Raw genomic sequence first — 13,423 nt, 5'->3', positions numbered from 1 at the left:
CCTGTTCAGCGGCTCAGACCGCGGCGTTCTGGTTGCCGAGCTTTGCGGCCCAGGCCGCCATCTTGTTCAGCCCGGTCCAGTTGGCATCGACATAGGTGATCGCACCGGTCGGGCAGGCATCGGCGCAGGCCGGCTCGCCGAAACAGAGGTCGCATTTCTGCACCTTGCCGGTTTCCTGCACATAGTTGACGGTGCCGAACGGGCAGGCGATCGTGCAGACCTTGCAGCCGACGCAGGTGGCCTCGCTGACGACTTTCGCGCCGGTCATTTCGTCGATCGTGATCGCCTCGACCGGGCAGGCGTGCAGGCACCAGGCCTCGTCGCACTGCGTGCAGGTGTACGGCACCTTGCGGCCGGTGTGGTGGAAGTCGAACACCTTGATGCGCGACTTGCTCGGCGTGAAGGTCGCGTAGTTCTCGTACGAACAGGCCATTTCGCACTGCAGGCAGCCGGTGCACTTGTCCGGATCGATGTGGAGGGATTTCTGCATGAGATTTCCTGCTTGATCGGGGTGAGGGATGGCGCGCGGCGCCGGCGCAACGGCCGGTGGCGACCCTGGCAAACCGATGATGTCCCTCGGGTAAACGCAGTGAAACCCGGGGGAAACCCTCAAGACAAAGGCCGTTATGCTCGTTCGAAGCCGACCCGGAGAACGCAGGATTTGCCAATGAGCCCGTCGCCCGATTTCGACCTCGCCGCCGCACACCGTTTTTTTGCCGCCGAGTGCTTCAACCGCGCCTGGACGCTGATGGAGCAGGAGCTGCGCACCGCCGAGGACGAGCGGCTGATGGTCGCGCTGAACCAGGCCTCGATCTATCACTGGCTGCAGCGCCCGGACTGCCAACCGCGCAACCTGTCGATCGGCTACTGGCAGGCATCACGGATCCAGGTGCTGCTCGACCGCGCCGACGAGGCGGTCCGCCATGCCGAGATCTGCCTCGGCTACAGCAGCGATCTGCCGCCGTTCTACCTCGCCTATGCGCACGAGGCAATGGCACGCGCGCAGGCACTGAACAACCGGCTGCTGCCGGCTGCCGAACACAAGCAGCGCGCGCTCGACCTGGCGCAGGCGATCGACAAGCCTGATGACCGCAGGGCCCTGCTCGATGACCTCGCAACCCTCTGAGCAAACCGACGGCGGCCAGCCGCTGTCCAATACAACCTGTCCGTTGTGCGGCGGGCCGAACGGCTGCGCACCGGCGGCCTGCGGGCGCTTCGACGTCGACTGCTGGTGCCGCGATGTCGAGATCACACAGGCGACGCTGGCGCGAATTCCGCCGGCCGAGCGCGGCCGCAGCTGCATCTGCGCGCGCTGCGCCGCGGCAGCGCGCTGACTGCGCTGCCGGCGGTCAGCCCGCCTGCAGCCGCCCGCTGTTCATGAACATCACCTGATCGCAGCGCTGCGCCAGCGACGCATCGTGGCTGACCATCACGAACGCCGTGCCCTGGCGGCGCGCCAGGTCGAGCATCAGCGCGAAGACACCGTCGGCGGTATTGCGATCGAGGTTGCCGGTCGGTTCGTCGGCGAGCACGCAGGCCGGCGAGCCGGCCAGCGCACGGGCAATCGCGACCCGCTGCCGCTCGCCGCCCGAGAGCTGCGACGGCCGGTGCGCGACCCGCGCATCGAGACCGACCTGGGCCAGCACCGCCCGCGCCTGTTCGCGCGCCTGCGCCTTCGGCACGCGGCGGATGCGCAGCGGCATCGCGACATTGTCGAGCGCGCTGAATTCGGGCAGCAGGTGATGGAACTGGTAGACGAAGCCGAGGTGGCGATTGCGCCACTCGCCCTGCTCGGCCGCACCCATCGCGGCGAAGTCGCGGCCCATCAGCGTGACGCTGCCGCGCGTCGGTGCCTCCAGGCCGCCGAGCAGGTGCAGCAGCGTGCTTTTGCCGGAGCCCGATGCGCCGACGATCGCCAAGGTCGCGCCGCGATTCACCGTCAGGTCGACGCCATTGAGCACCGGCACGTCGAGCCCGCCTTCGGTATACCGCTTGTGCAGGCCGCTGGCCTGCAGCGCGACCGTGTCGTTGTTTCCGCCCACGGCCTCATTCATAACGCAGCGCCTCGGCCGGCTGGACGCGGCTGGCGCGCCAGCTCGGGTACAGGGTCGCCAGGAAGGCCAGCACCAGCGAGATCAGCGCGATCGGCACGATGTCGCCCTGCTGCGGCTCGCTCGGCATGCTGCTGATCAGGTAGATGCTGCTCGGCAAGAAACTGACCGACAGCGCGCGCTCGATCGCCGGCACGATGACGTCGATGTTGAATGCGATCAGCAGCCCGCCGCCGACGCCGAGTGCGGTGCCGATGATGCCGGAGGTCGCACCCTGCACGATGAAGATGCCCATGATCGAGCGCGGGCTGGCGCCGAGCGTGCGCAGGATCGCGATGTCGGCGCGTTTGTCGGTCACCGTCATCACCAGCGTCGAGACCAGGTTGAATGCGGCGACCGCGACGATCAGCGTCAGGATGATGAACATCAGCCGTTTTTCAACCTGCACCGCATCGAACCAGTTGCGGTTCGTGCGGGTCCAGTCGCGCACCTCGACGCCGCCGCCGAAACTGGCCTGCAGTTCGCTGCCGACATTGCGCGCCTGGTGCACGTCGGCCAGCCGCAGTTGCACGCCGCTCGGGCCGCCAAGGCGGAACAGCCGCGCCGCATCGTCGAGGTGGATCAGCGCGAGGCCTGCGTCATATTCGAAATGGCCGGCGCTGAAGGTGCCGACGACGGTGAACTGCTTCAGCCGCGGCACGACGCCGGCCGGCGTGACCTGCCCGCCCGGGGCGACGATGGTCACCGAATCGCCTTCGCGCACGCCGAGCGAATGCGCCAGTTCGGCGCCGAGCACGATGCCCCATTCGCCGGGCACCAGCCGCGCCAGCGCGCCATCGCGCAGGCGAGCGGCGAGGTCGGTGACGGTCGCCTCCTGTTCGGGCGAGATGCCACGCACGATCGCGCCGCGCATGTCGTCGCCACGCGCAACCAGCGCCTGCGCCGCGATGAATGGCGCGGCGCCGACCACCTGCGGATTGGTCCGCGCCTTTGCCGCGACCGCATGCCAGTCGTCGAAGGCCTGGCCCTTGGCCTCGTAGACCTCGACATGGGCGATCACCGACAACATGCGGTCGCGGACCTCCTTCTGGAAGCCGTTCATCACCGACAACACGATGATCAGCGCGGCCACCCCGAGTGCGATGCCGATCATCGACACACCCGAAATGAACGAGATGAAACCATTGCGGCGCCCGGCGCGGCCTGAGCGCGTGTAGCGCCAGCCGATCTGCAGTTCGTAGGGCCAGTTCATGGCGGCGGATGCTACCCGAGGCAGGGTGTGCGACCTGCCGGCAGATAATTCGCCCCCATGCACCTGTTGATCCCACATGCCAGTGCCTTGTCGCCGGCCTGTGCGCAGACCCTGTCCGACCTCGCGCTGCCGAACCTGACCGAATTGCTCGGCCGCCTCGACCGGCAGACCAGCTTCGACGGCGATGAATACCTGCTGAGCCCGCCGCATGAGCGCGCATTGGCCGCCCACCTCGGCCTGCGCGGCGACGACGGCGCATTGCCGTGGGCGGCTCGCGCGGCCGCGGCCGACGGCATCGACGTCGGCGACCTCGCGTGGGGCCAGCTGACGCCGGTGCATTGGCAGGTCGGGCGCGACTATGTGACCTTGGCCAATCCGGCGACGCTGGCGCTGGCCGAGGCCGAATCGCGCGCGCTGTTCGAACGGGTGCGCGAGCTGTTCGAAAGCGAAGGTTTCACGCTGCGCTGGGGGGCGCCTCTGCGCTGGTATGCGGCACACGACAGCCTCGACGGGCTGCCGTGCGCATCGATCGACCGCGTGATCGGCCGCAACATCGACCTCTGGCTGCAGACCGATACCGCGCGCTTTCCGCAGGCCGGGCTGATCCGCCGGCTGCAGAACGAGGTGCAGATGCTGCTGTACACCGACCCGCTGACCGACCAGCGCGAGGCGAAGGGCCTGCCGCCGGTCAACAGTTTCTGGCTCAGCGGCTGCGGCCGCGCGCAGCCGGTCGCGGAAGCAGCAGGCCTGCGGATCGACGACCGGCTGCGCGAGCCGATGCTGGCCGAGAACTGGGAAGCCTGGGTCGAGGCGTGGCGCGCGCTCGATGCCGGCCCGCTCGGCGAACTGCTCGGCGCGCTGCGCCGGGGTGATGCCGGCGTCGCGCTGACGCTGTGCGGCGAACGATCGGCGCAGACGCTGGCCGCGGCGCCCCGAAACCTGTGGCGGCGGCTGCAGCGGCATTGGCAGCCGGTCGACGCCGCCCGCTGGCTGGAGGCGCTGTGACCGCTGCAATCGAATTCCGCGAGGTGCCGCCGCGGGCCGCCTGGGCGCTCGAGCAGGCCGGGTTGACGCCGCTGCTGGCGAGGCTTTTTGCCGGCCGAGGCGTGCGCCAGGCCGACGAACTCGACGACGGCCTGGCCCGGCTGCTGCCGCCGACGGCGCTGCTCGGCGCCGCCGACGCGGCGCGCCGGCTGGCCGACAGCCTGCACCGCGGCGAGACGATCGTCGTCGTTGCCGATTACGACTGCGACGGCGCGACCGCCTGCGCGGTCGCGGTGCGCGGCCTCGCCCTGCTCGGCGCGCGGCCCGGCCAGGTGCGTTATGTCGTGCCCGACCGCGCCGTCCATGGCTATGGCCTGACGCCGACGATCGTCGACCTCGCGTTGCAGCTGACGCCGCGGCCCGGCCTGCTGATGACGGTCGACAACGGCATCGCGAGCATCGACGGCGTCGCCCATGCGCGGGCCAACGGCCTCGGCGTCATCGTCACCGACCACCACCTGCCGGCGCTGCTCGACGACCGGATCAACCTGCCCGACGCCGACGTGATCGTCAATCCGAACCAGCCGGGCTGCGGCTTTGCCAGCAAGCAGCTGGCCGGCGTCGGCGTGATGTTCTACGTGCTGCTCGCGCTGCGCAGCGAATTGCGCAGCCGCGGCGTCTTTGCGCCGGACAACCAGCCGCGGCTCGACAGCCTGCTCGACCTGGTCGCGCTCGGCACGGTTGCCGACGTCGTGCGGCTCGATGCCAACAACCGCCGGCTGGTCGCGCAGGGGCTGAAACGGATTCGCGCCGGCCGGCTGAATGCCGGCATCGCCGCGCTGTTTGCGGTGGCCGCGCGCGATCCGCGGCGCGCCAGCGCCTTCGATTTCGGTTTTGCGCTCGGCCCGCGGATCAACGCTGCAGGCAGGTTGTCCGACATGACGCTCGGCATCGAGTGCCTGCTCTGCGACGACGCCGGCCGCGCCGCCGAACTGGCGGGACGGCTCGATGCGATCAACCGCGAGCGGCGGGATGTCGAAGCCGGCATGCGCGAGCAGGCCGAGCGGCTGCTCGAGGCGCTGCTGCCGGCCGACGACAGCCCGCTGTCGGCGCTGACGCTGTACGACCCGGCTTTTCACGAAGGCGTGGTCGGCATCGTTGCATCGCGGCTGAAGGACCGGCTGCACCGGCCGAGTTTTGTTTTTGCCCGTGGCCAGGACGGCCTGCTGAAGGGTTCGGGCCGCTCGATCGCCGGATTTCACCTGCGCGATGCGCTCGACCTCGTCAGCAAGCGCCATCCCGGCGTGCTGCGCAAATTCGGCGGCCATGCGATGGCCGCCGGCTGCACCGTTGCCGAAGCCGACCTGCCGACCTTTGCGCAGGCGCTGGCGCAGGTCGGCGACGAATGGCTGACGCCGAACCTGCTTTCCCGCACCGTGCTCAGCGACGGCCCGCTCGGCGCCGAATATTTCAATGCGGCAACGGTCGCGGCACTCGACGAGCAGGTCTGGGGCCAGGCCTTCGAGCCGCCGGTTTTCTGCGATGTCGTCGAGATCGTCTCGCAACGGCTGGTCGGCGAAAAACACCTGAAGTTGTCGGTGCGCCATGGCGGCACGCTGCGCGACGCGATCTGGTTCGGCCACAGCGAGCCGCTGCCGCCGCGCGTGCAACTCGCGTATCGGTTGAACCTCGACGAATACAACGGCCGGCAACGCATCCAGATGATGGTCGAGGCGGCGCTGCCCGCCTGAGGCCGGACGCCGGCGCGAGGCCGCAGGCTCGGCCAGCGCCAAGCATAACGGTGTCACGAACCCTCTCCCGGTGCGCCGTATTCCGACGCCGGTTCGAGGATTTGTCGCACACCCGTGCGGCTGCAGCGACTCCAAACTGGCGGAAAACCGCGCTCACCAGCAGAACGACGGCACAGCGCCGATCACCGTTGGTTGCAGCGTGGATCGCCAACCGATCCGACAAGGAGTCGAGATGCAGCAGCCAAAACACGATGATCGGCCGAACCCACGCCAGCACGACAGCGAGAACGATCCGCGCTTCGGCGGCGGCCAGTCGCAGTCGCGGCAGCGCATCGGCGACGACGTGATCGACCACCGCGGCCCGCAGCGCGAGCAGGATTGGCATCCCGCCGGGGACGGGCAGTCGGCGCCGCAGGGGGCCGATCTCCATCCCGAGCAGCCCGGCGGCACCTATGGCGGTTATGGCGGCCTGACGAATCAGGGCACCGATTTCGGCCATCACCCGGACGGCCGCCACGATGCGCAGATCCATCCGGAGTACCTGGATGGCAGCCGCCCTCCGCCGCCGCCGATCGATCCGTCCGGCGACGTGGCTCGACGCGTCGCGGACCGTCGTCCGCCGCCTGACGAGTCGGCGGGCTTGCAGAACACGACAGCAAATCCAGACCGGAAGTGAAAGGAGCCACCACGATGAAAAACAACAAGTTCAATGCCATTGCGCTGGCCGCGATGCTCGCCTTCGCTGCCCAGGGAGCCGCTGCCGCCGACACGCCGGAGATGACGAAGAAGGCGGCGATCGAGGCGGCGGCTGCCGCATCGGCCAGCGTCGCGACGCCGGATGCCGGCAAGGACAAGGCGATCAGCGCCGACAGCAAGGCCGGTGCCGACCTGGCAAAGGGTGACCGCACATTCGTCACGAAAGCCGCGCAAAGCGGCATGCTCGAGGTCGAACTCGGCAAACTCGCGCAGGACAAGGCTTCGCATCCGGCGGTCAAGGAATACGCCTCGCTGATGGTGAAGGACCACGGCAAGGCGAACGAGGAATTGATGAAGCTCGTCAGCGCGAAAGGCATCGAACTCGACCGTGAGCTCGACAAGTCGCACCGCCGGGATGTCGAGAAAATGGCCAAGAGCTCGGCCGAAGGCTTCGACCGGATGTACATGAACAAGATGCTGGCTGCGCACAAGAAGGACGTGAAGCTGTTCGAGAAGGCCAGCAAGTCGCTGAAGGATCCGGAGTTGAAGGCGTTTGCCGAAAGCAAGCTGCCGACGCTGAAGCACCACCTCGAGATGGCGCAACGCACCAGCGGCGCGCTGAAGCGGTCGAACAGCTGATGAAGACCACCGGCCAGCACTGACTGCCGGTCGACTGACGAGCCTGCGCCGCCCCCGTGGCGGCGCAGGTTTTTCTGCGTGGTGTTCCGGCCCGTCGGGCTCCTGGCGGGGCAGCCGACAATCGTTGCCGATGTCGCCCACCGCCCTCGCCCTCGTCGTCGCCGCAGCGCTGCTGCATGCAACCTGGAACATCGTCGCGAAAAAGGCCGCCGGCGGCAGCCCGTTTGTCTTGCTGACCGCGGTGATGGTGGCGGTGTTGTGGAGCCCGCTCGGCATCTGGATGGCCTGGGGCGTGCTGCCGCGCTGGGGCTGGCTCGAGTGGAGCCTGCTGCTTGGCAGCGGCCTGACCCACCTGCTTTATTTCCGCGTGCTGCTGCGCGGCTACCGTGAATCGGACCTGACGGTGGTTTATCCGGTCGCGCGCGGCACCGGCCCGCTGATCAGCGCATTTGGCGCGTTGCTGCTGCTCGGCGAGCAGCTCGGCCCGCTCGGCATCGCCGGTGTGCTGGCGGTGACCGGCGGCGTCTTCCTGATCGCCGGCGGGCCCGGCCTGTGGGCCAAGGTGCACGATCCGGTATCGGCGACGCGGGTCCGGCTCGGCATCGGCTATGGGCTGGCAACCGGCGCGCTGATCGCCGGCTATACGCTGATCGACGGTTATGCGGTCAAGGTGGCGTTGATCTCGCCGATCCTGGTCGACTATTTCGGCAACCTGCTGCGCATCCCGTTCATGTTGCGCGGCGCGCTGCGCGACCGCACGACGTTTGCAATGGCCTGGCGGCAGCAGTGGCGGCATGCGCTGGTCGTCGCGACGATCAGCCCGCTGGCCTATGTGATGGTGTTGTATGCGATGACGCTGGCGCCGCTGAGCCACGTCGCGCCGGCGCGCGAGATGTCGATGCTGTTTGCCGCGCTGCTCGGCGGCCGGCTGCTCGGCGAAGGCGACCGCGGCTGGCGCATTGCCGGCGCGGCTTGCATCGCCGCCGGTGTTGCCGGCCTTGCGATCGGTTGAAATCGACGCATCCGCCACGATCTAGAGCACAGCCGAATCAGTCCCAGCCCAGCAACCCGACAGCAATCGCCACAAGCAACGATGCAATTCAAGGACTATTACGCGATCCTTGGGGTCGAGGAATCCGCCTCGCAGGACGAGATCAAGCGCGCCTACCGCAAACTGGCGCGCAAATACCATCCGGATGTCAGCAAGGAGGCCGACGCCGAAACCCGCTTCAAGGAGATCAGCGAGGCGAACGAGGCGCTGAGCGATCCGGAACGCCGCGCCGCCTACGACGAGGTCAAGCGGCGCCACCAGCGAGGCCAGGATTTCGAGCCCGGTTATGGCGCCGATCCCGGCTTCGAATTCAGCGGCCGCGGGGCCGGTTTCGGCGACGCCACCGATTTCAGCGACTTTTTCGAGGCCATCTTCGGCCGCGGCGCAGGCCGCGCTGGCGGTGGTGGCCACCCGGGCATGCGCGCACAAGGCAACGATCACCATGCCAAAGTCGTGATCGACCTGGAGGACGCCTACCGCGGCGCACGGCGGACGATTTCGCTGCGCATGCCGGTCGTCGACGCCCATGGCCACGCGACGATGCGCGAGCGCCAGCTCGACGTCAATATTCCGAAAGGGGTGCGCGAGGGCCAGCACCTGCGGCTGAGCGGCCAGGGGGCGGCCGGCCTCGGTGGCGGACCGGCCGGCGACCTGTACCTTGAAATCGCCTTCAACCCGCACCCGCGTTTTCGCGTCGATGGCCGCGATGTGTATGTCGACCTGCCGGTCACGCCATGGGAAGCCGCGCTCGGCGCCAGCGTCGCGGTGCCGACGCCCGACGGCGAGGTGCAGATGAATATTCCCGCCGACTCGCGGCAGGGCCGCAAGCTGCGGCTGCGCGGCCGCGGCCTGCCCGGCAAGCCGGCCGGCGATCTCTATGTGGTGATCACGATCAGCCTGCCGCCGGCCGATCTGCCCGGCGGCCGCGAGGCCTATGCCGCGATGGCGAAGGCATTTGCGGGTTTTGACCCGCGCCGTGCTTGAGGAGGATTGCGCAGATGGCTGCCAGACAGTCGCATGTCGTCGAAACCGTCGTCGTCGAGGAGCAGATCGAATTCACGCTGCTCGACCTGTGCCGCGCCTGCGGCGCGCCGGAGCGTCAGCTGCTCGAACTGGTCGCTGAAGGTGTGCTCGAGCCGCGAGGCAGCGGGCCGGCAGACTGGCGGTTCAGCGGTCCGGCACTGCGCACCGCGCGCACCGCGCTGCGGCTCGAACGCAGCCTGGAACTGGGCCCGTCGGGCGCGGCGCTGGTGATCGACCTGCTCGACGAGATCGCCGCGCTGCGCGCGCGCCTGCGCCGCGCCGGTTTGGTCTGAGCCCGGCGCGGCTGGCTCTCTCAGCTGCCGCCCGAGCGGGCGCGCTTGCCCGGATTCTTCTTGCGCGTATGTTTGCCGCGCTCCTTGCTGCGACGCTGGCCGGTCGGCTTGGTCGCCGGGATCTGGGTCGGTTGCGGCATTGCCGGCTGGGCTTTCTTCATCGCGCCTGAATCGTCGGACATCGTGTTCCTTTGCTGTTTGAGGTGCGGGTTTGCCGGCCCATCGTACGCCGGCTGCGGTGCAGGATAGACGACAACCGGCACCGCATGGTTCCGCGATGGAGAATCGGTCGATGGCCTTGCCCTCCCTGCCCCTGCTGCTCGGTATCGATTTTTCGAGCCGGCCGAGCCGGCGCAAGCCGATTCTCGTCGCCGAGGGGAGCCGCGACGGCACGCTGGTCCGGCTTGAAGGGCTATGCCGCCACGAGACCTTGCCGGCCTTTGCCGTGGCACTGTCGGACCCGCAGCGGCCGTCGTGGATCGGCGGCTTCGACCTGCCGTTCGGCCTGCCGCGCGAACTGGTGATGGCGCTCGGCTGGCCGCAGCAGTGGCTGCCGCTGATGCGCCATTACGCGAGCCTCGAGCGGACGCAGATTCGCACGACCTTCGCCGTGTTCTGCGACTCACGGCCGGCCGGCGGCAAATTTGCCCACCGCGCCTGCGACCGGCCGGCCGGCTCGTCGCCGTCGATGAAATGGGTCAACCCACCGGTCGCCTGGATGATGCATGCCGGCGTGCCGCTGCTGATCGATGCCGGCGTGACGCTGCCTGGCCTGCATGCTGGGGACCCGCAGCGGATTGCGCTCGAGGCCTATCCGGGCCTGCTGGCGCGCGAATTGATCGGCCGGCGCCCTTACAAGAGCGATGAGCCGGCAAAACAGACGCCGGAGCGTGCACTGGCCCGCGAGCAGCTGATTGCGGCGCTCGAGGAAGGGCGCAGCCGGCTCGGCCTGCGGCTGGTTCTGGACGGTGCGCAACGAGAGGCGCTGCTCGCCGACCCGATGGGTGATGCGCTCGATGCGGTGTTGTGCCTGCTGCAGGCCGGCTGGGCGGCCGGCCAGCCGGGTTACGGCCTGCCGGTGGCGATCGATCCGCTCGAGGGCTGGATCGTCAGCGCCGACCCGCTGGCTGCGCAGGCAGAAAGCGCCGCCTGATGGCCGGAGCGACACTGCGCAGCGCGCGCGCCTGGTTCGGCGAGCGGGGCTGGCGGGTCTTTCCGTTCCAACGCGAGGTCTGGGATGCGATGCTCGCCGGGCGCAGCGGCCTGCTGCATGCAACGACCGGCAGCGGCAAGACCTATGCGGTGTGGATAGGCGCACTGCTCGCCGCCGCAGCCACGCGCACCGAGCGTGCCGGCAAGGTGCCGCCGCTCGGCGTGATCTGGCTGACGCCGATGCGTGCGCTGGCGACCGATACGACGACCGCGCTGCAGACCGCCGCCGCCGCGCTGGCGCCGGACTGGACGATCGGGCAGCGCACCGGCGATACCGCGGCCGCAGAACGCGCGCGGCAGGACCGGCGGATGCCGAGCGCGCTGGTGACGACACCCGAATCGCTGAGCGTATTGCTGAGCCGCGACCATGCAGCCGACGCGCTCGGCGCGGTGCACACGGTGATCGTCGACGAATGGCACGAGCTGATCGCGAACAAACGCGGTGTGCAGGTGCAGCTCGCGCTGGCGCGGCTGCGGCGCTGGAATCCGCAGCTGCGCGTCTGGGGCCTCAGCGCGACGCTCGGCAACCTCGAGCATGCGATGCAGGTGCTGCTCGGTGCGGCCGGTGATGCCGACGCGTCGCCCGGCGTGCTGGTGCATGGCCGGGTCGCAAAAAAGCTCGTGATCGATACGCTGCTGCCGGAGAATCCAGGCCGTTTTTCATGGGGCGGCCACCTCGGTGCGCAGATGCTGCGGCCGGTCGTCGACGAGATCGAACGGTCGTCGACGACGCTGGTCTTCACGAATACCCGCAGCCAGGCCGAGATCTGGTACCAGCTGCTGCTCGAGGCGCGGCCCGACTGGGCGGGGCTGGTCGCGCTGCACCACGGTTCGCTCGACAAGTCGGTGCGCGACTGGGTCGAGGGCGGGCTGAAGGAAGGCCGGCTGAAGGCGGTTGTCGCAACCAGTTCGCTCGATCTCGGCGTCGACTTCCTGCCGGTCGAGCGGGTGCTGCAGATCGGCAGCCCGAAAGGCGTCGCGCGGCTGCTGCAGCGCGCCGGCCGCAGCGGCCATGCGCCCGGCCGGCCGAGCCGCGTCACGCTGGTGCCGACCAATACCCTCGAACTGGTCGAGGCAGCGGCAGCGCGCAATGCGGCGCTGGCCGGCCGGATCGAGAACCGCGATTCGCCGGATCGGCCGATCGACGTGCTGGTCCAGCACCTGACGACAGTGGCCCTCGGTGGCGGCTTCATTGCCGACGAGTTGTATGCCGAAGTCCGGCAGGCCCATGCCTACCGCGCGCTGACCCGCGCCGAATTCGACTGGGCGCTGGCCTTTGTCGAGCGCGGCGGCGCCAGCCTCGGCGCCTATCCGGAATTCCACCGCGTCGTGCTGGTCGATGGCGTCTACCGCGTGCCGGATGCAGCAATCGCGCGCCGGCACCGGATGGCGATCGGCACCATCGTCAGCGACTCGTCGATGCAGGTGCGTTACCAGGGCGGCGCGGTGATCGGCAGCATCGAGGAAAGTTTTATCGCCCGGTTGCACAAGGGCGACCATTTCGTTTATGCCGGGCGGGTGCTCGAATTTCTGCGGGCGCGCGAGATGACGGCCTATGTGCAGCGATCGACCCGCCGCAAGGGCGTCGTGCCGATCTGGAATGGCGGCAAGATGCCGTTGTCGAGCGAACTTGCCGATGCGGTCGTCGAGGTTTTTGCCGAGGCGGCTGCAGGCCGCTTCGACAGCGCCGAGTTGCGCGCCGCGCAGCCGATGCTGCTGACGCAGGCACGGCTGTCGCGGCTGCCCGAGCCCGGCCTGCTGCTGATCGAGCAATACCACTCGCGCGAGGGCCACCACCTGTTCCTCTACCCGTTTGCCGGTCGCAATGTCCATCTCGGGCTGGCCAGCCTGCTCGCGTGGCGGCTCGCGCAGCAGCGGCCGAATACCTTCAGCCTGAGCGTCAACGACCATGGTTTCGAACTGCTGGCCGCCGACCCGCTCGATGTGGCCGATCTGTTCACGCAGCGGCTGTTCGACGACAGCACGCTGCTCGCCGACGTCCTCGCGAGCCTGAACAACACCGCGCTAGCGCAACGGCGCTTTCGCGAGATCGCACGCGTCGCCGGGCTGGTATTCGGCGGCTTCCCGGGGCAGCCGAAAAGCACCCGGCAGCTGCAGGCATCGAGCAGCCTGTTCTACGAGGTTTTCCGCAAATACGATGCCGAAAACCGGCTGCTGAACCAGGCCGAACAGGAGGTGCTCGGCCAGGAACTGGAAATCGGCCGGCTGCGTGCGGCGCTCGCCGGCATGCGCGAGCGGAAGATTGCTGCGGTCACCCTCGACGTGCCGAGCCCGTTGAGCCTGCCGCTGATGGTCGAGCGGCTGCGCGAGCAGCTGAGCAATGAAAAACTCGGCGCCCGGCTCGAGCGTTTGCTGGGCGAGATGAATGCCGAGGTCGATCGCAGGGAACTGGCGGCACGGCCGTCGCGACGGCGCAATGTCGAAACCGCCTCGCGGCGCTGAACCTGCTT

At 68.7% G+C, this 13,423-nt stretch carries 15 protein-coding genes; 11 read left to right on the top strand and 4 right to left on the bottom strand.

The window, feature by feature from the left end:
* Nucleotides 1-13: 13 nt before the first annotated feature.
* Complete coding sequence (locus ACNH6H_RS15070) at nt 14-490, bottom strand: 4Fe-4S dicluster domain-containing protein (protein ID WP_418318776.1); 477 nt, start codon at nt 488-490, stop codon at nt 14-16.
* Between the two features lie 177 nt (nt 491-667).
* Here ACNH6H_RS15070 and ACNH6H_RS15065 point away from each other — a divergent pair, with 177 nt between their 5' ends.
* Both ACNH6H_RS15065 and ACNH6H_RS15060 read left to right on the top strand, forming a co-directional pair.
* Nucleotides 668-1,126: a hypothetical protein gene (locus ACNH6H_RS15065; protein ID WP_418318774.1), complete on the top strand. Its 459-nt coding sequence runs from the start codon at nt 668-670 to the stop codon at nt 1,124-1,126.
* Nucleotides 1,107-1,334 (top strand): cysteine-rich CWC family protein, encoded by a 228-nt coding sequence (locus tag ACNH6H_RS15060; RefSeq protein ID WP_418318773.1) that lies wholly within the window; start codon nt 1,107-1,109, stop codon nt 1,332-1,334. The genes ACNH6H_RS15065 and ACNH6H_RS15060 overlap by 20 nt, the downstream gene beginning before the upstream one ends.
* Before the next feature lie 15 nt (nt 1,335-1,349).
* On the opposite strand, the gene ACNH6H_RS15055 is transcribed toward ACNH6H_RS15060, so the two are convergent.
* Nucleotides 1,350-2,054, bottom strand: a complete 705-nt coding sequence (locus ACNH6H_RS15055) for an ABC transporter ATP-binding protein (RefSeq protein WP_418318772.1) — start codon at nt 2,052-2,054, stop codon at nt 1,350-1,352.
* Nucleotides 2,047-3,303 carry a lipoprotein-releasing ABC transporter permease subunit gene (locus ACNH6H_RS15050; RefSeq protein WP_418318771.1) on the bottom strand — a complete coding sequence of 419 codons (1,257 nt, stop codon included), beginning with the start codon at nt 3,301-3,303 and terminating at the stop codon, nt 2,047-2,049. Before ACNH6H_RS15050 ends, ACNH6H_RS15055 begins: the two co-directional genes overlap by 8 nt.
* A 57-nt stretch (nt 3,304-3,360) precedes the next feature.
* On the opposite strand from ACNH6H_RS15050, the gene ACNH6H_RS15045 reads away from it, so the two are divergent.
* From ACNH6H_RS15045 to ACNH6H_RS15015, 7 genes are all read left to right on the top strand, one after another.
* Nucleotides 3,361-4,308, top strand: coding sequence for a hypothetical protein (locus tag ACNH6H_RS15045; RefSeq protein WP_418318770.1), 948 nt, complete (start codon nt 3,361-3,363; stop codon nt 4,306-4,308).
* Nucleotides 4,305-6,038, top strand: a complete 1,734-nt coding sequence (gene recJ, locus ACNH6H_RS15040; RefSeq protein WP_418318769.1) for a single-stranded-DNA-specific exonuclease RecJ — start codon at nt 4,305-4,307, stop codon at nt 6,036-6,038. The genes ACNH6H_RS15045 and recJ overlap by 4 nt, the downstream gene beginning before the upstream one ends.
* Before the next feature lie 70 nt (nt 6,039-6,108).
* Nucleotides 6,109-6,714 carry a hypothetical protein gene (locus ACNH6H_RS15035; RefSeq protein ID WP_418318768.1) on the top strand — a complete coding sequence of 202 codons (606 nt, stop codon included), beginning with the start codon at nt 6,109-6,111 and terminating at the stop codon, nt 6,712-6,714.
* Nucleotides 6,715-6,728: 14 nt separating this feature from the next.
* The gene (locus ACNH6H_RS15030) at nt 6,729-7,373 is read left to right on the top strand and encodes a DUF4142 domain-containing protein (protein WP_418318766.1); all 645 of its coding nucleotides are present in this window, start codon (nt 6,729-6,731) and stop codon (nt 7,371-7,373) included.
* 130 nt (nt 7,374-7,503) lie between these two features.
* Nucleotides 7,504-8,385, top strand: coding sequence for an EamA family transporter (locus tag ACNH6H_RS15025; RefSeq protein WP_418318764.1), 882 nt, complete (start codon nt 7,504-7,506; stop codon nt 8,383-8,385).
* An 81-nt stretch (nt 8,386-8,466) separates the two neighbouring features.
* Nucleotides 8,467-9,408: a DnaJ C-terminal domain-containing protein gene (locus ACNH6H_RS15020; protein ID WP_418318763.1), complete on the top strand. Its 942-nt coding sequence runs from the start codon at nt 8,467-8,469 to the stop codon at nt 9,406-9,408.
* A gap of 14 nt (nt 9,409-9,422) precedes the next feature.
* Entirely contained in the window at nt 9,423-9,740 is a 318-nt protein-coding gene (locus ACNH6H_RS15015) for a chaperone modulator CbpM (protein WP_418318761.1), read from the top strand.
* 20 nt (nt 9,741-9,760) lie between these two features.
* Here the strand turns inward: ACNH6H_RS15015 and ACNH6H_RS15010 are convergent, their stop codons facing one another.
* A complete protein-coding gene (locus tag ACNH6H_RS15010) occupies nt 9,761-9,922 on the bottom strand; it encodes a hypothetical protein (RefSeq protein ID WP_418318759.1) in 162 nt (53 codons plus the stop codon).
* A gap of 110 nt (nt 9,923-10,032) precedes the next feature.
* Here ACNH6H_RS15010 and ACNH6H_RS15005 point away from each other — a divergent pair, with 110 nt between their 5' ends.
* Nucleotides 10,033-10,893 carry a DUF429 domain-containing protein gene (locus ACNH6H_RS15005; protein WP_418318757.1) on the top strand — a complete coding sequence of 287 codons (861 nt, stop codon included), beginning with the start codon at nt 10,033-10,035 and terminating at the stop codon, nt 10,891-10,893.
* Nucleotides 10,893-13,415 carry a ligase-associated DNA damage response DEXH box helicase gene (locus tag ACNH6H_RS15000; RefSeq protein ID WP_418318756.1) on the top strand — a complete coding sequence of 841 codons (2,523 nt, stop codon included), beginning with the start codon at nt 10,893-10,895 and terminating at the stop codon, nt 13,413-13,415. Before ACNH6H_RS15005 ends, ACNH6H_RS15000 begins: the two co-directional genes overlap by 1 nt.
* The last annotated feature ends 8 nt before the right edge of the window (nt 13,416-13,423 follow it).

Origin of the sequence: Pseudideonella sakaiensis (genome assembly GCF_048320135.1) — a bacterium.
Taxonomy (GTDB): Bacteria; Pseudomonadota; Gammaproteobacteria; order Burkholderiales; family Burkholderiaceae_C; genus Ideonella_A; species Ideonella_A sakaiensis_A.
Note: the sequence above shows the minus strand (reverse complement) of the source record. Positions and strands in the feature narration are given on the sequence as shown.

What these genes read in the sequence shown, in the direction of transcription:
- ACNH6H_RS15000 (WP_418318756.1), top strand. Translation starts at nt 10,893, where the DNA reads ATGGCCGGAGCGACACTGCGCAGCGCGCGCGCCTGGTTCGGCGAGCGG.
- ACNH6H_RS15055 (WP_418318772.1), bottom strand. Translation starts at nt 2,054, where the DNA reads ATGAATGAGGCCGTGGGCGGAAACAACGACACGGTCGCGCTGCAGGCC.
- ACNH6H_RS15010 (WP_418318759.1), bottom strand. Translation starts at nt 9,922, where the DNA reads ATGTCCGACGATTCAGGCGCGATGAAGAAAGCCCAGCCGGCAATGCCG.
- ACNH6H_RS15005 (WP_418318757.1), top strand. Translation starts at nt 10,033, where the DNA reads ATGGCCTTGCCCTCCCTGCCCCTGCTGCTCGGTATCGATTTTTCGAGC.
- ACNH6H_RS15060 (WP_418318773.1), top strand. Translation starts at nt 1,107, where the DNA reads ATGACCTCGCAACCCTCTGAGCAAACCGACGGCGGCCAGCCGCTGTCC.
- ACNH6H_RS15020 (WP_418318763.1), top strand. Translation starts at nt 8,467, where the DNA reads ATGCAATTCAAGGACTATTACGCGATCCTTGGGGTCGAGGAATCCGCC.
- ACNH6H_RS15015 (WP_418318761.1), top strand. Translation starts at nt 9,423, where the DNA reads ATGGCTGCCAGACAGTCGCATGTCGTCGAAACCGTCGTCGTCGAGGAG.
- ACNH6H_RS15030 (WP_418318766.1), top strand. Translation starts at nt 6,729, where the DNA reads ATGAAAAACAACAAGTTCAATGCCATTGCGCTGGCCGCGATGCTCGCC.
- ACNH6H_RS15050 (WP_418318771.1), bottom strand. Translation starts at nt 3,303, where the DNA reads ATGAACTGGCCCTACGAACTGCAGATCGGCTGGCGCTACACGCGCTCA.
- ACNH6H_RS15025 (WP_418318764.1), top strand. Translation starts at nt 7,504, where the DNA reads ATGTCGCCCACCGCCCTCGCCCTCGTCGTCGCCGCAGCGCTGCTGCAT.
- ACNH6H_RS15070 (WP_418318776.1), bottom strand. Translation starts at nt 490, where the DNA reads ATGCAGAAATCCCTCCACATCGATCCGGACAAGTGCACCGGCTGCCTG.
- ACNH6H_RS15045 (WP_418318770.1), top strand. Translation starts at nt 3,361, where the DNA reads ATGCACCTGTTGATCCCACATGCCAGTGCCTTGTCGCCGGCCTGTGCG.
- ACNH6H_RS15065 (WP_418318774.1), top strand. Translation starts at nt 668, where the DNA reads ATGAGCCCGTCGCCCGATTTCGACCTCGCCGCCGCACACCGTTTTTTT.